The sequence below is a fragment of the Winogradskyella bathintestinalis genome (assembly GCF_030407435.1).
Classification (GTDB): Bacteria; Bacteroidota; Bacteroidia; order Flavobacteriales; family Flavobacteriaceae; genus Winogradskyella; species Winogradskyella bathintestinalis.
In genome coordinates this window covers 663,599-682,867 of the sequence record NZ_JASDDK010000002.1, presented here as the reverse complement: position 1 = coordinate 682,867, position 19,269 = coordinate 663,599, and the positions used below count along the sequence as shown (strand labels likewise).

25 protein-coding genes are annotated in these 19,269 nt (G+C 33.4%); 18 read left to right on the top strand and 7 right to left on the bottom strand.

The features are described from left to right. Positions 1–10 precede the first annotated feature (10 nt). The 16 genes from rplF (at position 11) to eno (ending at position 10,892) form a co-directional block, all read left to right on the top strand. The gene (gene rplF, locus QMA06_RS07965) at positions 11–553 is read left to right on the top strand and encodes a 50S ribosomal protein L6 (RefSeq protein ID WP_290206343.1); all 543 of its coding nucleotides are present in this window, start codon (positions 11–13) and stop codon (positions 551–553) included. Positions 554–563: 10 nt separating this feature from the next. Continuing rightward, on the top strand, positions 564–920 hold the full coding sequence (gene rplR / locus QMA06_RS07960; RefSeq protein ID WP_290206342.1) for a 50S ribosomal protein L18: 357 nt from the start codon (positions 564–566) through the stop codon (positions 918–920). Between the two features lie 6 nt (positions 921–926). After that, positions 927–1,451, top strand: coding sequence for a 30S ribosomal protein S5 (rpsE, locus tag QMA06_RS07955; protein WP_290206341.1), 525 nt, complete (start codon positions 927–929; stop codon positions 1,449–1,451). An 11-nt stretch (positions 1,452–1,462) separates the two neighbouring features. Then, positions 1,463–1,642, top strand: coding sequence for a 50S ribosomal protein L30 (rpmD, locus tag QMA06_RS07950; RefSeq protein WP_092446815.1), 180 nt, complete (start codon positions 1,463–1,465; stop codon positions 1,640–1,642). 15 nt (positions 1,643–1,657) lie between these two features. Further along, positions 1,658–2,110, top strand: a complete 453-nt coding sequence (gene rplO, locus QMA06_RS07945) for a 50S ribosomal protein L15 (RefSeq protein WP_290206340.1) — start codon at positions 1,658–1,660, stop codon at positions 2,108–2,110. A 9-nt stretch (positions 2,111–2,119) separates the two neighbouring features. Continuing rightward, positions 2,120–3,484, top strand: coding sequence for a preprotein translocase subunit SecY (gene secY / locus QMA06_RS07940; RefSeq protein ID WP_290206339.1), 1,365 nt, complete (start codon positions 2,120–2,122; stop codon positions 3,482–3,484). Between the two features lie 79 nt (positions 3,485–3,563). Then, complete coding sequence (gene infA / locus QMA06_RS07935; RefSeq protein ID WP_007094967.1) at positions 3,564–3,779, top strand: translation initiation factor IF-1; 216 nt, start codon at positions 3,564–3,566, stop codon at positions 3,777–3,779. Between the two features lie 69 nt (positions 3,780–3,848). Then, positions 3,849–3,965, top strand: a complete 117-nt coding sequence (ykgO, locus tag QMA06_RS07930) for a type B 50S ribosomal protein L36 (RefSeq protein WP_008269159.1) — start codon at positions 3,849–3,851, stop codon at positions 3,963–3,965. A gap of 3 nt (positions 3,966–3,968) precedes the next feature. Further along, a complete protein-coding gene (rpsM, locus tag QMA06_RS07925; RefSeq protein WP_290206338.1) occupies positions 3,969–4,343 on the top strand; it encodes a 30S ribosomal protein S13 in 375 nt (124 codons plus the stop codon). 102 nt (positions 4,344–4,445) lie between these two features. Next, a complete protein-coding gene (rpsK, locus tag QMA06_RS07920; RefSeq protein WP_290206337.1) occupies positions 4,446–4,829 on the top strand; it encodes a 30S ribosomal protein S11 in 384 nt (127 codons plus the stop codon). A gap of 242 nt (positions 4,830–5,071) precedes the next feature. Continuing rightward, entirely contained in the window at positions 5,072–5,677 is a 606-nt protein-coding gene (gene rpsD, locus QMA06_RS07915) for a 30S ribosomal protein S4 (protein ID WP_290206336.1), read from the top strand. Positions 5,678–5,771: 94 nt separating this feature from the next. Next, positions 5,772–6,764, top strand: a complete 993-nt coding sequence (locus QMA06_RS07910; RefSeq protein WP_290206335.1) for a DNA-directed RNA polymerase subunit alpha — start codon at positions 5,772–5,774, stop codon at positions 6,762–6,764. A 116-nt stretch (positions 6,765–6,880) separates the two neighbouring features. Beyond that, positions 6,881–7,357, top strand: coding sequence for a 50S ribosomal protein L17 (rplQ, locus tag QMA06_RS07905; RefSeq protein WP_290206334.1), 477 nt, complete (start codon positions 6,881–6,883; stop codon positions 7,355–7,357). Positions 7,358–7,504: 147 nt separating this feature from the next. Continuing rightward, positions 7,505–8,158 carry a hypothetical protein gene (locus tag QMA06_RS07900; protein ID WP_290206333.1) on the top strand — a complete coding sequence of 218 codons (654 nt, stop codon included), beginning with the start codon at positions 7,505–7,507 and terminating at the stop codon, positions 8,156–8,158. A 121-nt stretch (positions 8,159–8,279) separates the two neighbouring features. Further along, entirely contained in the window at positions 8,280–9,383 is a 1,104-nt protein-coding gene (carA, locus tag QMA06_RS07895; protein ID WP_290206332.1) for a glutamine-hydrolyzing carbamoyl-phosphate synthase small subunit, read from the top strand. 216 nt (positions 9,384–9,599) lie between these two features. Next, complete coding sequence (eno, locus tag QMA06_RS07890) at positions 9,600–10,892, top strand: phosphopyruvate hydratase (RefSeq protein ID WP_290206331.1); 1,293 nt, start codon at positions 9,600–9,602, stop codon at positions 10,890–10,892. A 61-nt stretch (positions 10,893–10,953) separates the two neighbouring features. Here eno and QMA06_RS07885 read toward each other — a convergent pair whose 3' ends face one another. Beyond that, the gene (locus QMA06_RS07885; RefSeq protein ID WP_290206330.1) at positions 10,954–11,709 is read right to left on the bottom strand and encodes a DUF481 domain-containing protein; all 756 of its coding nucleotides are present in this window, start codon (positions 11,707–11,709) and stop codon (positions 10,954–10,956) included. 170 nt (positions 11,710–11,879) lie between these two features. Between QMA06_RS07885 and QMA06_RS07880 the strand changes: the two genes are divergently transcribed. Both QMA06_RS07880 and QMA06_RS07875 read left to right on the top strand, forming a co-directional pair. Continuing rightward, positions 11,880–13,166: a citrate synthase gene (locus QMA06_RS07880; RefSeq protein ID WP_290206329.1), complete on the top strand. Its 1,287-nt coding sequence runs from the start codon at positions 11,880–11,882 to the stop codon at positions 13,164–13,166. Between the two features lie 178 nt (positions 13,167–13,344). Continuing rightward, positions 13,345–14,256 (top strand): dimethylarginine dimethylaminohydrolase family protein, encoded by a 912-nt coding sequence (locus tag QMA06_RS07875; RefSeq protein WP_290206328.1) that lies wholly within the window; start codon positions 13,345–13,347, stop codon positions 14,254–14,256. 192 nt (positions 14,257–14,448) lie between these two features. Here the strand turns inward: QMA06_RS07875 and QMA06_RS07870 are convergent, their stop codons facing one another. The 6 genes from QMA06_RS07870 to rsfS all read right to left on the bottom strand — a co-directional run bounded on the left by QMA06_RS07870 (position 14,449) and on the right by rsfS (position 19,222). After that, a complete protein-coding gene (locus QMA06_RS07870) occupies positions 14,449–14,715 on the bottom strand; it encodes an acyl-CoA-binding protein (RefSeq protein ID WP_290206327.1) in 267 nt (88 codons plus the stop codon). Further along, the gene (locus QMA06_RS07865) at positions 14,712–15,365 is read right to left on the bottom strand and encodes a phosphatidylserine decarboxylase family protein (RefSeq protein WP_290206326.1); all 654 of its coding nucleotides are present in this window, start codon (positions 15,363–15,365) and stop codon (positions 14,712–14,714) included. The genes QMA06_RS07870 and QMA06_RS07865 overlap by 4 nt, the downstream gene beginning before the upstream one ends. Next, the gene (locus QMA06_RS07860; RefSeq protein WP_290206325.1) at positions 15,355–16,176 is read right to left on the bottom strand and encodes a phosphatidate cytidylyltransferase; all 822 of its coding nucleotides are present in this window, start codon (positions 16,174–16,176) and stop codon (positions 15,355–15,357) included. Before QMA06_RS07860 ends, QMA06_RS07865 begins: the two co-directional genes overlap by 11 nt. After that, complete coding sequence (locus QMA06_RS07855; RefSeq protein ID WP_290206324.1) at positions 16,176–16,784, bottom strand: LUD domain-containing protein; 609 nt, start codon at positions 16,782–16,784, stop codon at positions 16,176–16,178. The genes QMA06_RS07860 and QMA06_RS07855 overlap by 1 nt, the downstream gene beginning before the upstream one ends. 104 nt (positions 16,785–16,888) lie before the next feature. Continuing rightward, positions 16,889–18,832, bottom strand: a complete 1,944-nt coding sequence (gene ftsH, locus QMA06_RS07850; RefSeq protein WP_290206323.1) for an ATP-dependent zinc metalloprotease FtsH — start codon at positions 18,830–18,832, stop codon at positions 16,889–16,891. Positions 18,833–18,850: 18 nt separating this feature from the next. Beyond that, positions 18,851–19,222 carry a ribosome silencing factor gene (gene rsfS, locus QMA06_RS07845; protein ID WP_290206322.1) on the bottom strand — a complete coding sequence of 124 codons (372 nt, stop codon included), beginning with the start codon at positions 19,220–19,222 and terminating at the stop codon, positions 18,851–18,853. Between the last annotated feature and the right edge of the window lie 47 nt (positions 19,223–19,269).

The following is a 19,269-nucleotide window of genomic DNA, read 5'->3' as shown; positions in this document are numbered from 1 at the left end:
ACAGGAAATTATGTCAAGAATAGGTAAAAACCCAATAACAGTTCCTGAAGGTGTTACAGTTGAGATTAAAGATAACGTAATTACCGCTAAAGGTAAATTAGGTGAATTAACTCAAGAGTATTCAGAAGTTGAAATTAAACAAGAAGACGGTATTATTACATTGGAGCGTGCTTCTGACAAGAAAAATTTAAGAGCAAAACATGGTCTTTATAGAGCATTAATTGCTAATATGATAGAAGGTGTTTCTCAAGGTTGGACCAAACAACTAGAATTAGTTGGTGTAGGTTATAGAGCATCAAATCAAGGACAAAAATTAGATTTAGCCGTTGGATTTTCTCATAACATTGTTTTGGATATTGCTCCAGAAGTAACAGTAGAGACTATTTCAGAAAAAGGTAAAAATCCAATAGTGAAATTAACGTCTTATGACAAACAATTGGTAGGACAAGTTGCTGCAAAAATCCGTGGCTTCAGAAGACCAGAACCTTACAAAGGAAAAGGTATTAAGTTTGTTGGTGAAGAAATTAGAAGAAAAGCAGGTAAATCAGCTTAATAATTAAGTTATGGCATTGACAAAGAACGAAAGAAGATTAAGAATTAAAAACAGAATCCGTAAGGTAGTATCTGGTACAGAAACAAAACCGAGATTGGCTGTTTTTAGAAGTAATAAAGAGATTTATGCTCAACTCGTAGATGATGTAACTGGTAAAACTTTAGTTGCTGCATCTTCAAGAGATAAAGAGATTACAAAGTCTAAAGGAAACAAAACAGAAATTGCTGCTTTAGTAGGAAAATCTGTAGCAGAAAAAGCTGTGAAAGCTGGTGTTGAAACTATTTCTTTTGATAGAGGTGGTTACTTGTATCATGGAAGAGTAAAATCATTAGCAGAAGGTGCTAGAGAAGCAGGACTTAAATTTTAAGACATTATGTATCAAAAATATAAAAACGCAGAGCTTGTTAAACCAGGCGGATTAGAATTAAAAGATCGCTTAGTTGGCGTTCAGCGTGTAACTAAAGTAACAAAAGGTGGTAGAGCATTCGGTTTTTCTGCAATTGTTGTTGTAGGTGACGAAACAAATGTAGTAGGACAAGGTTTAGGTAAGTCTAAAGATGTTGCTACTGCAATTGCTAAAGGTGTTGAAGATGCTAAGAAAAACTTAGTAAGAATTCCTATTCTAAAAGGTACTATTCCACACGAGCAAAAAGGTAAGTATGGAGGAGCTAGAGTTAACATTATTCCAGCTGCACCTGGTACAGGAGTAATTGCAGGTGGTGCGGTAAGAATTGTTCTTGAAGCAGTGGGTGTACACGATGTATTATCTAAGTCTCAAGGATCTTCTAACCCTCATAATGTAGTAAAAGCAACTTTTGATGCTTTATTACAATTAAGAGATGCTAAATCTGTAGCTAAGGAGCGTGGAATATCACTTGAAAAAGTATTTAACGGATAATCAAGGACAAGATGGCAAAGATTAAAGTAACTAAAGTAAAAAGTGCAATCAATCGTACTAAAAGACAAAAGCAGACATTAGAAGCTTTAGGTCTTAACAAGATTGGGCAAGTAAAGGAGCACGAAGCTACATCAAGTATTCTTGGTATGGTTAAGAAAGTTGAACATTTAGTTTCTGTAGAAGAAGCTTAAAAATATAACTTAACAATGGATTTAAGTAATTTAAAACCTGCAGAAGGTTCAGTAAAAAATCAAGGAAAGCGTATTGGTCGTGGACAAGGATCTGGTAAAGGTGGTACCGCAACTCGTGGACACAAAGGAGCTAAGTCGCGTTCAGGTTATTCTAAGAAATTAGGATTTGAAGGTGGTCAAATGCCATTACAAAGACGTGTGCCTAAATTTGGATTTACAAATATTAACAGAGTGGAGTACCAAGGTGTAAACTTAGATACTTTACAGCAGTTAGTAGATGAAAAGAAAATAAACGATAGTGTTGATTTCGAATCTTTAGTATCTATGGGACTAGCTGGCAAAAATGAGCTGGTAAAAATCTTAGGTAGAGGTGAGTTAAAAACAAAATTAACCGTAACTGCTCATAAATTTACTGCTACGGCAAAGGCTGCTATTGAAGCTGCTGGTGGTGAAGCTGTAACTTTATAAGATTATAGGATGAAAATAATAGAAACATTAAAAAACGTTTGGAAAATCACAGAACTTAAGGATAGAATTATTCTAACCTTAGGTTTGCTTTTGGTTTATCGTTTTGGTGCTCAGGTTGTTTTACCTGGTATTAATATCGATGCCTTAGGTGGTTTACAAGCTGGTATGGATGGTGGAATCCTAGGATTATTAAATGCTTTTACAGGGGGAGCGTTTGCTAATGCCTCAGTGTTTGCCTTAGGTATTATGCCATATATTTCTGCTTCAATTGTGGTTCAGTTAATGGGGATAGCTATTCCTTATTTACAGAAACTTCAAAAAGAAGGTGCTAGTGGCCAAAAGAAAATCACGCAGATTACGCGTTGGTTAACAATAGGTATTTGTTTGGTGCAAGCACCAGGTTATTTAGCAAGCATTCCAGCATTATCTGGAGCCTCTTCAATGGGGTCTTTGTTAGTGCCAGGCTTTAGTGAAAACGTTTTCTACTTCTCATCAGTAATTATTCTTGTAACAGGTTGTGTATTTGCAATGTGGTTAGGTGAAAAAATTACAGATAAAGGAATTGGTAATGGTATTTCATTATTAATTATGGTTGGTATTATTGCTACATTACCTCAATCATTTTTACAAAATGCGGCTTCGAGATTAGAAGGTGGTAATGGTGGTTTTATGATGATATTAATTGAGATGGTTATTTGGTTCTTAATCATATTGGCTTCTGTATTCTTAGTTATGGCGGTTAGAAAGATAGCTGTACAATATGCAAGAAGAACAGCATCTGGTGGATATGAAAAGAATGCCTTTGGATCTCGTCAATTTTTACCATTAAAATTAAATGCTTCTGGTGTAATGCCTATTATCTTTGCTCAAGCTATTATGTTTGTGCCTGGTTTAATTGGCGGCTCATCATGGTTAAAAGATACTAGCGCAGGGGTTTGGATGCAATCTAATTTTTCAGACATGTTTGGTTTTTGGTATAATCTAGTATTTGCTTTATTGATTATAATATTCACATATTTCTATACGGCTATAACTGTACCAACGAATAAAATGGCTGACGATTTAAAACGTAGTGGTGGTTTTATTCCAGGTATCCGTCCAGGTTCAGAAACTTCTGAGTATTTAGATAAAATAATGTCTCAGATTACATTGCCAGGATCTATATTTTTAGCTTTAGTAGCTATTTTTCCAGCATTTGTTATGAAATTAATGAATGTGCAAGCAGGTTGGGCGTTATTCTTTGGAGGTACATCACTATTAATTATGGTTGGTGTAGCTATTGATACTATGCAACAGATTAATTCTTATTTATTGAATAAGCATTATGATGGATTGATGAAAACGGGTAAGAATAGAAAAGCGGTTGCGCAATAGGTAAAACGTGTTTAGATGTCAGTCTAAAAATTTTAGGCAAGGTATTTGCAATTTGAAGACTGAAAACTAAAAATATATTATGGCAAAACAAGCAGCAATAGAACAAGACGGGACAATAATAGAAGCATTATCAAATGCTATGTTTCGTGTTGAATTAGAAAATGGTCATATTGTGACCGCACATATCTCTGGTAAAATGCGTATGCATTATATAAAATTGTTACCTGGAGACAAGGTAAAATTAGAAATGAGTCCTTACGATTTAACGAAGGCTCGTATAACTTATAGATACTAAAAAAGTTCAAAGTTCAAAGTTTAAAGTTTAATTGAACCTTGAATTAAGAATCTTGAATATTGAATTATTATGAAAGTAAGAGCATCAGTAAAGAAAAGAAGCGCAGACTGTAAATTAGTGCGCAGAAAAGGTAGACTTTACGTCATTAACAAAAAGAATCCTAGATTCAAACAAAGACAAGGGTAAATTATGGCAAGAATTGCAGGTGTAGACATACCAAAAAACAAAAGAGGAGTGATCTCTTTAACTTATATCTACGGAGTAGGTAGAAGTAGAGCGAAAGAAATTTTAGCTGAAGCTAAAGTTGACGAAAGCACTAAAGTACAAGATTGGTCTGACGACGAAATCGGAGCAATCCGTGAAGCTGTTGGAACATTTACTATCGAAGGTGAGTTACGTTCTGAAACTAAAAATAACATTAAGCGATTAATGGATATTGGATGTTACAGAGGTATTCGTCATAGATCAGGTCTTCCATTAAGAGGGCAACGTACAAAGAATAACTCTCGTACTAGAAAAGGTAGAAGAAAAACGGTTGCTAACAAGAAGAAAGTAACTAAATAATAAAATAGTCTTTGGTCTTTAGACGTTGGAAAGAATCTGTTTGAAATTTAACGGTTTAGGATTCTAGCGACTTTATACTAATACTAAAAACTAAAAGTAAACATGGCAAAGGCAAGTACTAAAAAACGTAAAGTTATAGTTGATGCAGTAGGTGAAGCGCATATCACAGCGTCTTTTAACAACATCATTATTTCTTTAACAAACAAAAAAGGTGACGTTATTTCTTGGTCATCAGCAGGTAAAATGGGTTTTAGAGGTTCTAAAAAGAACACACCATACGCTGCACAATTAGCGGCGGAAGATGCTGCAGGTGTAGCAAAGGAAGCTGGATTAAAGAAAGTAAAAGCTTACGTAAAAGGACCTGGTAACGGTAGAGAATCTGCTATCAGATCTATACATAATGCAGGTATTGAAGTTTCAGAAATTATTGATGTAACTCCAATGCCACATAACGGTTGTCGTCCTCCTAAAAGACGTAGAGTTTAATCTGAATTTATTTCAGTTTCTACTTAATTAGAGGTTAGAAACCCTTCCTAAAAATTATAAGTAAACTAATATCATTCATTTATGTTTGATATTAGTTTATTTTGCATAAATTTGCAAACTGAAAAAAATGAATTTATATAAAGTATATAAGTTCTTAAACAAGTATCAATCGAGAGATTAACGGTTTTAGAAGGATAAGATTAAGACCTTAATTCTATAATCACTCTCAAAACAAATTTAAAATGGCAAGATATACTGGTCCTAAAACTAAAATCGCCCGTAAATTCGGACAAGCGATCTTCGGAGATGACAAAGCCTTCGAAAAAAGAAATTACCCTCCAGGGCAACACGGAAATAACCGTCGTCGTGGAAAGAAATCTGAATATGCAATCCAATTAATGGAAAAGCAAAAAGCAAAATATACTTACGGTATATTAGAGAAGCAATTCAGGAACATGTTTAAAAGAGCAACTGCTGCTAAAGGAATTACAGGTGAAGTTTTACTTCAATTATGTGAATCACGTTTAGATAATGTTGTTTACAGAATGGGTATCTCACCTTCTAGAAGTGGAGCTAGACAATTAGTATCTCACAGACATATCACAGTAAATGGTGAAAAGGTAAACATACCTTCATACCAATTAAAAGCTGGTGATGTTGTTGGTGTTAGAGAAAAATCAAAATCTTTAGAAGCAATTCAAAACTCATTAGCTAACTCTAGCAATGTGTTTGAGTGGATTACATGGAATACAGGTTCTATGGAAGGAACTTATGTGTCTGTTCCAGAAAGAATCCAGATACCAGAACAAATCAACGAACAATTTATCGTTGAACTTTACTCTAAATAATAACTAATTATATTGGTATTTGGCCAAAGGATTTATTAGTCTTCTTCATACTTTTAAATCGCGCAACCAAATAACAATTAAAACGAAGAACAATATGGCAATATTAAATTTTCAGAAACCAGACAAAGTAATCATGATTGATTCTACTGATTTCGAAGGTAAATTCGAATTCAGACCGTTAGAACCAGGATATGGATTAACAGTTGGTAATGCTTTACGACGTGTATTATTATCTTCTTTAGAGGGTTTTGCAATCACTTCGGTAAGAATAGAAAGTGTAGATCACGAATTTTCTACAATTTCTGGTGTTGTTGAAGATGTTACTGAAATGATTTTGAACTTGAAGCAAGTAAACTTTAAGCGTCAAATTGATGAAATAGATAATGAAACAGTTACTATTTCTATCTCAGGACAAAATCAGATTACGGCTGGTGATTTTCAGAAGTTTATTTCTGGCTTCCAAGTTTTAAATACAGATTTAGTAATCTGTAACTTAGATCCGAAAGTGAATATCAATATGGAATTGACTATTGAAAAGGGAAGAGGTTACGTACCTGCTGAAGAAAACAAAAAAGCTTCAGCACCAATCGGAACTATATTTACTGATTCTATTTTTACACCTATAAAAAATGTAAAATATAGTATAGAAAACTTCCGTGTAGAGCAAAAAACGGATTACGAAAAATTAGTTTTTGAAATTCAAACTGACGGATCTATCAATCCAAAAGATGCTTTAACTGAAGCGGCTAAAATATTAATTCACCACTTCATGTTATTCTCAGATGAGCGTATCACTTTAGAAGCGGATGAAATTGCACAGACTGAAACTTATGATGAAGAATCGCTTCACATGAGACAACTATTGAAAACTAAATTAGTTGATATGGATCTTTCTGTACGTGCACTTAACTGTTTAAAAGCCGCAGAAGTAGATACATTAGGTGACTTAGTATCATTCAATAAAAATGACTTAATGAAATTCAGGAATTTTGGTAAAAAATCTTTAACTGAGCTAGAAGAATTAGTGAATGTAAAAGGTCTAAATTTCGGAATGGATTTAAGCAAATATAAATTAGATAAAGACTAAATAGAGTTTGCCATTTCGGTTTCTACTGAAATGGCATTCATATTTAAAACAATTAATAATAATCATATTTTGCTCCTCAAAAAAGAGTTTGGTAGCAAGATGATAAACCAAAAGTCATGAGACACGGAAAAAAATTCAACCATTTAGGAAGACAAACAGCACATAGAAAAGCCATGTTGGCTAATATGGCATGTTCTTTAATTGAACACAAACGTATTAACACAACAGTAGCTAAGGCTAAAGCTTTAAAGCAGTTTGTAGAACCGATGATTACAAAATCTAAAGCAGATACTACACACAATAGACGTATCGTTATGTCTAAATTAAGACAAAAAGATGCTGTTGCAGAATTATTTAGAGATGTAGCACCAAAAATTGGTGATCGTCCAGGTGGATATACACGTATTATCAAATTAGGAAACCGATTAGGTGATAATGCTGATATGGCAATGATTGAGTTGGTTGATTATAACGAACTTTACTCTGCTGCTAAGCCAGAAAAGAAAACTCGTAGAAGTAGAAGAGGAGGAAGCAAAGCTAAAGAGACTGCACCTGCAGCTACTGAAACAAAAGCTTCTAACGAAGAAGAATAGATGATATAGAATTTGTCTCCTAAATAGGAGGGTATTCTATTATATTTTTTACTAGACAATAAATTATCATCTGATAATTAGAAATAAAAGGATAAACTGTACAGTTTATCCTTTTTTTGTATCTTAACGCTTTAACAATTTTATATAATGAGAGTTTCAATCATTTTTAGTTTTATGTCTGTGTTTTGTTTTCTTGCTCAAGCGCAAACAAATGTGAGTTATTCACCAGCTTCAGGCTTAACAGGTACATCTACTTTAAACACCACAATTATGAGTGACAACTCAGTTAGTGGTAGTGTTTATTTGTTTAAAAATTGGGAGAATCTAGCTAGACTATATACAGATAATGATAAAGTCTTCAGCGTAAAGAATATTAATTTTAATATGGATATTGCTGAGTTCTCCGTAGAATTATCAAAAGATTCAATTTTTACATTTCAGAATATTGATAAAGTGGAGGTAAATGGCAAACGTTTTAAGAAAGTACAGAATAAATTTTATGAAGTGTTATACACTTTTAAAGATAACAAGATGTTTTTAAAAGAATATATAGTCAAAATAGAACCGGAATTACATTTAATAACAAATACGGTTATTGGCCCTGGTAAATATGTTACAGAAGAACATTTATATCTTTATAAAAACGATGCAATAGAAAAATTTTGGCCAAATAAAAAAAATGTACTGAATGTCTTAAATTCAGAAAAATCAGCTGTTGTTAAGTATAAGAAAAATCGAAAACTATCTTATACTAAAGAAGAAGATCTTGTTCAAATGTTTCAATATTACGATACATTATAAAAATAGAAATTATAAAAAAGGATAAACACTTTAGTTTATCCTTTTTTTTATGCAATTTTGCAAAACTTTTAGGCAACCTGCGAGGTTTTCATATCCTTACAGATCTGAATAACAAGAAGTAATGAAATACACTAAAAGACAAAAAGCCATTGTATTACTCTCAGATGGTACTATTTTCCACGGGAAATCAATAGGTAAAGAAGGTTCCGCTTTTGGAGAAGTTTGTTTTAATACCGGTACTACCGGCTATCAAGAGATATTTACAGACCCTTCATATTATGGCCAACTCATGGTTACTACCAATGCACATATCGGAAATTATGGCACAAAGGAAGATGAAGTAGAATCCGATAATGTTAAAATTGCAGGATTAATTTGTAAGAATTTTAGCTTCAATCATTCTAGGCCAGCAGCAGATGCATCATTAGAAGAATTTTTCGAAAAACACAATTCTTTAGCTATTTCAGATGTTGATACGAGAGCGTTGGTGAGCTACATAAGAGATAATGGAGCGATGAATGCTGTAATTACAACTGAAGTTCATAAAATAGATGAGCTTAAAAAGCAATTAGCAGAATTTCCTTCTATGAAGGGATTAGAGTTAGCCTCTAAAGTGTCAACTAAAGTGCCTTATTTTGTTGGTGATGAAAATGCAACCTACAAAATTGCAGCCTTAGATATTGGAATTAAAAAGAATATATTAAGTAACTTAGCTAAGCGCGATGTTTATATAAAAGTCTTTCCTTACAATGCTAAGTTTGAAGACCTCGAGGCATTTAATCCAGATGGTTATTTCTTATCTAATGGTCCTGGTGATCCGGAACCGTTATCAGAGGCAATAGCTTTAACTAAAGAAATTCTTTCGAAAAATAAACCACTATTTGGAATTTGTTTGGGACATCAAGTCATCGCATTAGCAAATGGAATTTCAACCTACAAAATGCATAATGGACACAGAGGAATAAATCATCCTGTGAAAAATTTGGTGACAGGTAAAGGTGAAATTACATCCCAAAATCATGGTTTCGCTATAAACAGAGAAGAAACTGAGGCGAATGCTAATGTTGAAATCACACACGTGCATTTAAACGACAATACTGTTGCTGGCATTAAGATAAAAGATAAGAACTGTTTTTCGGTTCAATATCATCCGGAAGCGAGTCCGGGGCCAAATGATTCCTTATATCTGTTCGATCAGTTTTTAGAAAACATTAAAGATAGTTAAGTTTATAAATACGAAAAACGCAATAAAACTCAAATTTTATTGCGTTTTTTTAGTTACGAAAACATTATAGTAAATACTATTCATAAATATAAATAATGATCTGTTTTAAGCTTTAGATTTTCGTAAATTTGAGTAACCTGAAAGGGAATGAACGCTAAGTTCAGACATCCTTTTAGATTGTTAAATGAAAATAAAGTAAAATAAAATCCAACAATAATGAGCATTATTATAAATGTACACGCAAGACAAATTTTAGATTCCAGAGGAAATCCAACCGTAGAAGTAGATGTTATTACAGAAAACGGCATTATGGGTAGAGCAGCAGTGCCTTCTGGAGCTTCAACAGGTGAACATGAAGCTGTTGAATTAAGAGATGGTGGCGACACCTATATGGGTAAAGGGGTGTTGAAAGCCGTTGATAATGTAAATTCTGCTATTGCTCAAGAACTTTTGGGCGTTTCAGTTTTCGAACAAAATGCAATCGATCAGATGATGATTGATCTCGATGGGACAAAAAACAAATCAAAATTAGGTGCTAATGCAATTTTAGGTGTTTCTTTAGCGGTTGCTAAAGCGGCAGCTAATGAATTGGGAATGCCATTATACAGATATGTTGGTGGAGTTTCTGCAAATACGTTACCGTTACCAATGATGAATATTATAAATGGTGGTTCTCATAGTGATGCGCCAATCGCATTTCAAGAGTTTATGGTAATGCCAGTGAAAGCTAAAAACTTTACACATGCCATGCAAATGGGAACAGAGATTTTCCATAATCTTAAAAAAGTATTGCACGATAGAGATTTAAGTACGGCCGTTGGAGATGAAGGTGGTTTTGCACCGAATTTACCAGGAGGTACAGAAGATGCATTAGATACCATTGCAAAAGCAGTAGAAATCGCTGGATACAAATTCGGGGATGAAGTAAAAATCGCATTAGATTGTGCAGCAGCAGAATTTTTTGTAGATGGAAAGTACGATTACCAAAAATTTGAAGGCGATTCTGGTGTGATCAGAACAAGTAAAGAGCAAGCTGAATATTTAGCTGAGTTAGCCGGCAAATATCCTATTATTTCTATTGAAGATGGTATGGACGAAAACGATTGGGACGGCTTTAAATATTTAACTGAATTAATCGGAGACAAAGTACAATTAGTCGGCGATGATTTATTTGTAACTAATGTAGAGCGTTTAGAAAGAGGTATTAATGAAGGAATTGCCAACTCTATTTTAATTAAAGTGAATCAAATTGGTACCCTAACAGAAACGATTGCAGCGGTGAACATGGCACACAATGCAGGTTACACTTCGGTGATGTCTCACCGATCTGGTGAAACAGAAGATAATACCATTGCAGATTTAGCAGTAGCATTAAACACAGGACAGATTAAAACGGGTTCTGCTTCTCGTAGTGACCGTATGGCAAAATACAACCAGTTATTACGTATTGAAGAGGAATTAGGTGATGTGGCTTATTTTCCAGGTGAAAATGCTTTTAAGCTGAAGTAAAACTTTCTATACATAAATAAAAGCCATTTAAAAATTTATTTTAAGTGGCTTTTTTATGCGTTTAATTAAACGAATAAACAATTCCGTTTGTTAATTCGTACTGTGTATTTGGAATACCTATAACAGGATTAGCATCATAATTATATGTAAATGAAATTTTAAACAATAAATTCTCTAATATCTTAATTCCGAGAGATGTTTCGTTAGAAATTCTGTAGTCCGAAAATTGTTTTAATAGCGGCTGGTAATAGGTGGTGCTCACTATCGATATATTTGTTAAGGGATATAAACTGCAAGAAACGTAGGCACTCCCTCTAAAATCTCGTAATATGGGTATGGTTTCATCTGAGGATTCCTCATGCTCAAACATAAACAGGGTACCCAAATAAAAGCGATAATCTTTGCTCTTAGATAATTTGTAACGAGGTCCAGCACCTAACAAGCCTCTAAATTTAATATCAGAAACGGCATCATACTGACTTTGCGCAAATATTTCAAACTTTAAGCGTTCGGCGAGTTTTCTGTTATATCTTAAATGCTGAATACCTTTGTTTACAAAAGAATTATCTTCAATTTGTTCGAGCTTTAAATCATTAATAAAAAGATATAGATTCTTGTCCGTATTATATTGAAGTCTAATTTTATTAGTAATCTTAAAAATGGATTGTGTATTTTTTATTAATCCAATATCGAGGTTTGCCGCACCAGACCATTTAGAGGTATCTGAAATACGTCTCAATGATTCTACATTAATAATTTGGGCAAAGCTGAAACTAAATGCGAAAATTGAAATAATAAGGATGATTAATTTTTTCATAAGGGCATAAAAGGCAAAAATAATTGGATTTTTTTGAGTTTAAGTTGTAAATTAAAAACCATAAAATTGTTCTATTCCGAAATGTTAAAAGCATTGTAAATCTCCTTTCGAAATCGTTTGATATTTCGTAAATTTACGATTCTAATAATTATAAAATCCGAAGAGAAGCTATGTCAGATAAAGCAACCCTAGAAATTAATGATCAAAAGTATGAATTTCCTATTAAAAGAGGGACCGAAAATGAAGTCGCTATAGATATTAAAAAGTTGAGAGGTGCGACCGATGGAGTAATTACCATAGATCCAGGTTATAAAAATACAGGTAGTTGTGAAAGTGCTATTACGTTTTTAGATGGTGAGAAAGGAATTTTGAGATATAGAGGTTATTCAATAGAAGAACTAGCAGAAAAAGCTGATTTTTTAGAAGTTGCATATTTATTAATCTTTGGGGAATTACCAACACAACAACAATTAGATAAATTTGATCAAGATATAAAGTCGCATTCTGTTGTAGATGATGATATTAAAAAGATTTTAGATGCTTTTCCAAAGTCTGCGCATCCAATGGGTGTTTTATCTTCTTTAACTAGCGCTCTTACCGCGTTTTATCCGTCTTCTGTAGATGTGAGCTCAGAAGAAGAAATGTATAAAGCAATTGTTAGAATTTTAGCTAAATTTCCTGTTTTAGTGGCATGGACATTACGTAAAAAGAATGGGTTGCCTCTAGATTACGGAGATAACAAATTGGGTTATGTTGAGAATTTGTTAAAGATGATGTTTAAAAACCCAAGTGGAGATTATGAACAGAATCCAATTTTAGTAAATGCCTTAGATAAGCTTCTTATTTTACATGCTGATCACGAACAAAATTGTTCTACGTCGACTGTTAGAATTGCAGGCTCATCTCATGCTGGTTTATTTGTGTCACTAGCCTCTGGTATCTCTGCACTTTGGGGACCACTTCATGGTGGTGCCAATCAAGCGGTTTTAGAAATGCTTGAAGCTATAAAAGAAGATGGTGGTGATACTAAGAAATACATGGCAAAAGCTAAAGATAAAAATGATCCATTCCGTTTAATGGGCTTTGGTCATCGAGTGTATAAGAATTTTGACCCAAGAGCAAAGATTATAAAGATTGCTGCAGATGAAGTATTGGCAGATTTAGGTGTGGACGATCCTATTTTAGATATTGCTAAAGCATTAGAAAAAGAAGCTTTGGAAGACCCTTATTTTGTTGAACGTAAATTATATCCGAATGTAGATTTCTACTCCGGGATTATATACAGAGCCATGGGAATACCATTAGAAATGTTTACGGTAATGTTTGCTATGGGACGTCTACCAGGTTGGATTTCTCAATGGAGAGAAATGCGTATGCGAAATGAGCCTATTGGTCGTCCAAGACAGTTGTATATTGGTGAAACACACAGACCTTTTAAGGCCATCGACAAAAGATAATTTATAATAAAATTTTTATATAAGCTTCATATTTTGTTATGAAGCTTTTTTTATTTTCAACATTAAGATGTGTTAACATCCTGAATTTTAAGTTGACAACCAATGGAATTTCTTTAATTCAAGTCCTCTTAAGAGCGATTGAGTAATGATTGATTAAAAAGATAAATAGTTAAATAGTATGAATTTAAATATTCAAAATGAAACCTCAAGGCTCAAGGCCGTAATTCTAGGGACAACTAAAAGTATTGGTGCAATTCCATCTATTGCAGAAGCTTATGATCCTAAATCTATACAGCATATAAAGGCGGGTACTTATCCAAACGAGGAAGATATGGAAAAGGAAATAGAAGCAGTGGCAGCAATTTTTAATAAGTATGATGTTACGGTTTATAGGCCGAAAGTCATTCTAGATTATAATCAAATATTTTCAAGAGATATTGCGTTTGTTATAGAGGATAAACTAATTAAAGCAAACATTTTACCAGACCGCGAGCGGGAATATGAAGCTATTCAACATATTTTGGATAAAATAGAAAAGGCAAATATTATCGAACTGCCCGAAGAATGTCATGTAGAAGGTGGTGATGTTATGCCATGGAATGATTTTATATTTATTGGCACTTATTCAGGGGAGGATTATAAAGATTATATTACGGCACGTACTAATATGGATGCGGTAATCGCCATACAAGAATTGTTTCCTCATAAAACTGTAAAGGCCTTCGAATTGCGTAAGTCTAACACAGATCCTAAAGAGAATGCTTTGCATTTAGACTGTTGTTTTCAACCTATAGGAAAGGATAAAGCTATTCTACATAAAAACGGTTTTTTAATTGAAAAAGAATATCAGTGGTTATTAGATTTCTTTGGGAAAGACAATGTTTTCGAAATTACAAAAGAAGAAATGTATAACATGAATAGTAATGTCTTTTCAATCTCTGAAGAGGTTATTATTTCTGAGAAAAATTTCACAAGATTAAATAATTGGCTACGAGAAAAAGGTTTTATAGTTGAAGAAGTTCCGTATGCAGAAATTGCAAAACAAGAGGGGTTATTACGCTGTTCTACTCTGCCATTAATAAGAGATTAAAGTATTATTTACTTACGGTAAGAAACAAGAAGTAGAAAGCGGGACTGATGGAATATACTTAGTTCTAAACGACATGTGGAGTCCTATATAAGTAGCTTAAATTATTATATTCAGGTATCAAAATTAAGCCACTCCTTTCAGTTCAATTTAGTTATAATTTCAAATCTAACAATGGACTGACTTACATCTGTTTTATTTTCTGTATAGAAAATAATTGGTCACGAGATTGATATATTCTTGTTTAGCCTCATCCTCGGTAATATCTTTTATTTGAAATAAAGCATTGGTTTTAAACGCGTTGATTATAGGTTTACGACTACTAGGACGACTGTAATTATTTGTTGCTTTTTTATAATACGCATAAAGACGCAATAAAAAATCAGCAGGAAAGGGTTCTGTATGCTCGTTTACACGATCAACAGCCGCAATAAATTCTATATCTAGTTCTTTAGAGGTCATTTCATCTCAGCAATGACACTTTCGCCACCACGAACTTTTTGATTAAGTTCTACTTTAATATCTGCATCTAATGGTAAGAATAAATCGACGCGTGAGCCAAACTTTATAAATCCAGAATCAGTACCTTGATTTACTTTGGTATCCACTATAGCGTAGTTAACGATACGTTTCGCTAGTGCTCCTGCAATCTGTCGATGTAGAACCTTACCAAAACTCTCATTTTCTACAACTACTGTTGTGCGTTCGTTTTCTAAACTAGCTTTCGGGTGCCATGCAACTAAATATTTGCCTGGGTGATATTTGCTATAAGTAACATTGCCTGAAATCGGATAACGAGTAACATGTACATTTACTGGAGACATAAAGACAGAAACCTGTATGCGTTTATCTTTAAACACTTCATTCTCTTCTACTTCTTCGATAACGACTACTTTACCATCTACAGGCGATAATGCTTGCTTATCATTAGAGAGCGTACTTCGTTTCGGGTTTCTAAAAAATTGTAAAATTAAAAGAAAAACAACTAGAATTGTTAGCATTAAACCTTTTCTAATCCACTCGTTTGTGATATAACCGTCGATTAAAAAAAATGAACCTACAACAATAACAAGTGTTGTAAAAATAATTTTATGACCTTCTTTATGAAACATGACCTGAAATTCTTAAAAATAAATAAATAAATGGTGCAGCAAATATAAGACTATCTAATCGATCGAGCAGTCCACCATGCCCTGGCATTATAACTCCACTATCTTTTACACCCGCTTGGCGTTTAAATTTCGATTCAATCAAGTCTCCTAGCGTACCAAAAACACTGATAACGATTGCTAATATTAACCATGAATTAAAATTTAGAGTATCCGTATATTCAGCAATGAAATAACTAGACACACAGGCAAAAAATAGGCCGCCTAAGAAACCTTCAACTGTTTTTTTAGGAGATATACTCGGAAATAATTTTTGCTTTCCAAAATTCTTACCTACTAAATATGCCGCACTATCGTTGATCCACATTAAAATTAAAGCGCCTAATAGTAACAATGGAGTAAATGAATTGTGATAATTAGCAACAAGTAAAATAAAAACAAAACCACTAGTTAAATAAAAGGTGGAAACGATATAGCGTTTAGATTCAAAAAGTGGAATTCGTTTCGAAGTAAATAAATCCTTAATTAAAATTAAATTTACGAATATAGTTATGACCGTTAAAATTTGAATCGCCTTATCACTTTCTATTACATCTAAATTCTGTAAACAGAAATACCAAAATCCACCATAAATAAGAATAAAAACAGCATAATGAATGTATCCTTTTAACTTTATTAGATTGCTAAGTTCTGATAAAGAAATAATACCAAATATTCCAATTAAAATAATTGAGGCGTCTTGTAAAAAGAGGGAGCCAATTAATAGTGAGGCATAAATAGCACCGGAAAAGGCTCTTATAGCTAATTCTTTCATTATAAGTCTTCTAGTAGAAGTAAATATAGGTTTTTAGAACTACTTCCGTACGTTAAAAAGTCTTTATCATCGGCCGTCTTAAAATGCTTTATGGTAGTAATGTTTGTAGGTATCGCAGATTTACTTTTTGCTTTAATACCCTTAAGACCTTCTCCTATGGTCTCTACAAATTGACTAGTAGTGGCGTAAATAATAAAATGATCTGGTAATTCTATTAATTTTTTTTCTGCAATTTGATTTGATGATATTAATAACGAACCATCATCAGAGATTAAATATTCACAAGTCGATAAAAAATAAGCACTATCCGTTAATTGCTTTGTCGTTTTGAGATTAAAATCATTGAATACTTCCGATAAACGTTTGTCTATTAGAAAAACGTTTTCGTTATGCCAATTGTTTTCGTGTAAAATAGCATTAAAACTATCTTTTACCTCTTCAATATTTTCACAATATAAAAATTTTCCGCCATTAGCCTTAAAGTTAATGGTAAAACGTTCATCTACAGGTAGCTTAACTTCAGGCATATATTTGCCACGCTCTTGATTTGGTATGTTTTCTTCAGTCTGTTCAGACTTTTTGCCGAAGAATTTACGAAATAAGCTCATTCAATTGTTGCTATTAATCCTGATATATCTGTGATTCCCAAATATAAAAAAACTTAAATTAACAATAGGTCAATTTAAGTTTTTTATAAGAATGTCTAAAAGATTTACGCTTCCTCTTCTTTATGGATAACCGGTTTTTCAAACGCACGCTTTCCAAATATTTTTTCGAGATTATCTTTAAAAATTACTTCTTTATCTAATAATACTTCCGCTAATTCTGTGAGCTTATCTTTATTGTTTTTCAATAATTCAATAGCACGTTGATACTGCTCTTCGATAATATTCGAAATTTCTTTATCAATAAGTTCTGCTGTCTTTTCACTATAAGGTTTTGTAAAACCATATTCAGACTGTCCAGAAGAATCATAATACGTTAAGTTACCAACTTTATCACTTAAGCCATAAACAGTAACCATAGCTCTTGCTTGTTTAGTTACCTTTTCTAAATCACTCAAAGCTCCTGTAGAAATTTTATCAAAAATCACTTTCTCTGCAGCTCTACCTCCTAAAGCAGCACACATTTCATCTAGCATTTGCTCAGGATGAACGATTAAGCGTTCTTCAGGTAAATACCAAGCCGCACCCAAAGATCGACCTCTTGGTACAATAGTTACTTTTACTAATGGTGCAGCATGTTCAAGCATCCAGCTTACTGTAGCATGACCGGCTTCGTGGAAAGCAACTGCGCGTTTTTCCTCTGGAGTGATTATTTTATTTTTCTTTTCTAAACCACCAATGATTCTATCAACAGCATCTAAGAAATCTTGTTTGTTAACAGCTTTCTTACCTTTTCTAGCAGCGATTAATGCAGCTTCATTACAAACATTGGCGATATCAGCACCAGAAAACCCAGGAGTTTGCTTGGCTAAGAAATCAATATCTAAAGTTTCTTCTTTCTTAAGCGGACGTAAATGCACTTCAAAAATTTCCTTACGCTCTCTCACATCAGGCAAATCAACATAAATCTGACGATCAAAACGACCAGCTCTCATTAATGCGCTGTCTAAAACATCAGCTCTGTTGGTTGCTGCCAATACAATAACATTTGTATTGGTCCCAAATCCATCCATCTCAGTTAACAGTTGGTTCAAGGTGTTTTCTCGTTCGTCATTAGAACCCGACATGTTATTTTTTCCTCTCGCTCTACCAATGGCATCAATTTCATCAATGAAAATAATTGACGGGGATTTTTCCTTAGCTTGCTTAAACAAATCTCTAACTCTTGAAGCTCCGACACCCACAAACATTTCAACAAAATCCGATCCGGATAGAGAGAAAAATGGTACCTGTGCTTCACCTGCAACAGCTTTAGCTAGTAACGTTTTACCTGTTCCCGGAGGGCCAACTAATAAGGCTCCTTTAGGAATTTTACCACCTAAAGCGGTATATTTTTCAGGGAATTTCAAGAAATCTACAATCTCTTGAACTTCTTCTTTCGCGCCTTCTAAACCAGCAACATCTTTGAAAGACGTTTTTGTGTCGATTTTTTCATCGAAAAGTTTGGCTTTAGATTTTCCGATATTGAAAATCTGTCCGCCAGCTCCGCCGCCACCGCCTCCAGACATACGTCGCATAATGAAAATCCAAACACCAATAATTAAAATAAATGGCAATAATGTCAGTAGGAAATCTCCCCAAACATTTTGTTCAGTTTCGTAGACTAATTCGGTATCAAGATTATTCGTTTTAATTACTTCATTAACTTCCTTTTCAAAATTTTGAAGATCTCCAAATTCAAATTTATAATTTGGAGTAGGTGTTACAGAAGGAATTATAGAATTAGGTTTTGTTTTTTTGTGTGGAGCTTGCTCTTTGGCTTCTGTAGTTAAATAAACTCTCGCCTCTCTTTTATTAACAATTTCAATCTTTGCAACATCCCCTTTATTTAAATATTCTAAAAATTGTGCTGGAGTGGTTTGTGTACCAGTTGAACCTCCAAATCCTCCAGAAAATATCTGGATAGATAGAAATACCGCGATGATAATTCCGTAAATCCAATATGGACTTAGTTTTGGTTTTTTGTTTGAATTTTTATTGTCTTTAGCCATTAGTAGCGTTTCTCGTTGTTAGTAACTTGTTTCTATTTGGGTTGTTTTAGCATCTCCCCAAAGACTTTCAATATCGTAGTATTCTCTTATATGTTTTTGAAAAACATGTACTACCACATTCACATAGTCCATCAATACCCATTCAGCATTGTCGGTACCTTCAACATGCCAAGGTTTGTCTTTAAGTGTTTTACTAACTTGTTTTTGTATGGAATTGACGATTGCGTTTACTTGCGTGTTGGAAGAACCTTCGCAAACAATAAAATAATCACAAACTGTATTTTCTATTTCTCTTAAATCTAAAATTGTAATTTCTTTTCCTTTTACTTCTTCTATACCACCAATTATGGTTGTAATGAGTTGGTCTGCATTAGTATTTTCTTTCGTCATTAAATTGAATTAATTTTGTGCAAAGTTATTATTTTTTTAGTTCTTGT

Excerpts from the sequence above, each read along its gene's own strand:
- ykgO (WP_008269159.1), top strand. The coding sequence starts at position 3,849 with ATGAAAGTAAGAGCATCAGTAAAGAAAAGAAGCGCAGACTGTAAATTA.
- rsfS (WP_290206322.1), bottom strand. The coding sequence starts at position 19,222 with ATGACGAAAGAAAATACTAATGCAGACCAACTCATTACAACCATAATT.
- rplF (WP_290206343.1), top strand. The coding sequence starts at position 11 with ATGTCAAGAATAGGTAAAAACCCAATAACAGTTCCTGAAGGTGTTACA.
- QMA06_RS07855 (WP_290206324.1), bottom strand. The coding sequence starts at position 16,784 with ATGAGCTTATTTCGTAAATTCTTCGGCAAAAAGTCTGAACAGACTGAA.
- rpsE (WP_290206341.1), top strand. The coding sequence starts at position 927 with ATGTATCAAAAATATAAAAACGCAGAGCTTGTTAAACCAGGCGGATTA.
- QMA06_RS07870 (WP_290206327.1), bottom strand. The coding sequence starts at position 14,715 with ATGACCTCTAAAGAACTAGATATAGAATTTATTGCGGCTGTTGATCGT.
- rpsD (WP_290206336.1), top strand. The coding sequence starts at position 5,072 with ATGGCAAGATATACTGGTCCTAAAACTAAAATCGCCCGTAAATTCGGA.
- ftsH (WP_290206323.1), bottom strand. The coding sequence starts at position 18,832 with ATGGCTAAAGACAATAAAAATTCAAACAAAAAACCAAAACTAAGTCCA.
- rplR (WP_290206342.1), top strand. The coding sequence starts at position 564 with ATGGCATTGACAAAGAACGAAAGAAGATTAAGAATTAAAAACAGAATC.
- carA (WP_290206332.1), top strand. The coding sequence starts at position 8,280 with ATGAAATACACTAAAAGACAAAAAGCCATTGTATTACTCTCAGATGGT.
- infA (WP_007094967.1), top strand. The coding sequence starts at position 3,564 with ATGGCAAAACAAGCAGCAATAGAACAAGACGGGACAATAATAGAAGCA.
- rplO (WP_290206340.1), top strand. The coding sequence starts at position 1,658 with ATGGATTTAAGTAATTTAAAACCTGCAGAAGGTTCAGTAAAAAATCAA.
- QMA06_RS07910 (WP_290206335.1), top strand. The coding sequence starts at position 5,772 with ATGGCAATATTAAATTTTCAGAAACCAGACAAAGTAATCATGATTGAT.
- QMA06_RS07860 (WP_290206325.1), bottom strand. The coding sequence starts at position 16,176 with ATGAAAGAATTAGCTATAAGAGCCTTTTCCGGTGCTATTTATGCCTCA.
- QMA06_RS07875 (WP_290206328.1), top strand. The coding sequence starts at position 13,345 with ATGAATTTAAATATTCAAAATGAAACCTCAAGGCTCAAGGCCGTAATT.
- eno (WP_290206331.1), top strand. The coding sequence starts at position 9,600 with ATGAGCATTATTATAAATGTACACGCAAGACAAATTTTAGATTCCAGA.
- rpsK (WP_290206337.1), top strand. The coding sequence starts at position 4,446 with ATGGCAAAGGCAAGTACTAAAAAACGTAAAGTTATAGTTGATGCAGTA.
- secY (WP_290206339.1), top strand. The coding sequence starts at position 2,120 with ATGAAAATAATAGAAACATTAAAAAACGTTTGGAAAATCACAGAACTT.
- QMA06_RS07885 (WP_290206330.1), bottom strand. The coding sequence starts at position 11,709 with ATGAAAAAATTAATCATCCTTATTATTTCAATTTTCGCATTTAGTTTC.
- rpsM (WP_290206338.1), top strand. The coding sequence starts at position 3,969 with ATGGCAAGAATTGCAGGTGTAGACATACCAAAAAACAAAAGAGGAGTG.
- QMA06_RS07880 (WP_290206329.1), top strand. The coding sequence starts at position 11,880 with ATGTCAGATAAAGCAACCCTAGAAATTAATGATCAAAAGTATGAATTT.
- QMA06_RS07865 (WP_290206326.1), bottom strand. The coding sequence starts at position 15,365 with ATGTTTCATAAAGAAGGTCATAAAATTATTTTTACAACACTTGTTATT.
- rplQ (WP_290206334.1), top strand. The coding sequence starts at position 6,881 with ATGAGACACGGAAAAAAATTCAACCATTTAGGAAGACAAACAGCACAT.
- QMA06_RS07900 (WP_290206333.1), top strand. The coding sequence starts at position 7,505 with ATGAGAGTTTCAATCATTTTTAGTTTTATGTCTGTGTTTTGTTTTCTT.
- rpmD (WP_092446815.1), top strand. The coding sequence starts at position 1,463 with ATGGCAAAGATTAAAGTAACTAAAGTAAAAAGTGCAATCAATCGTACT.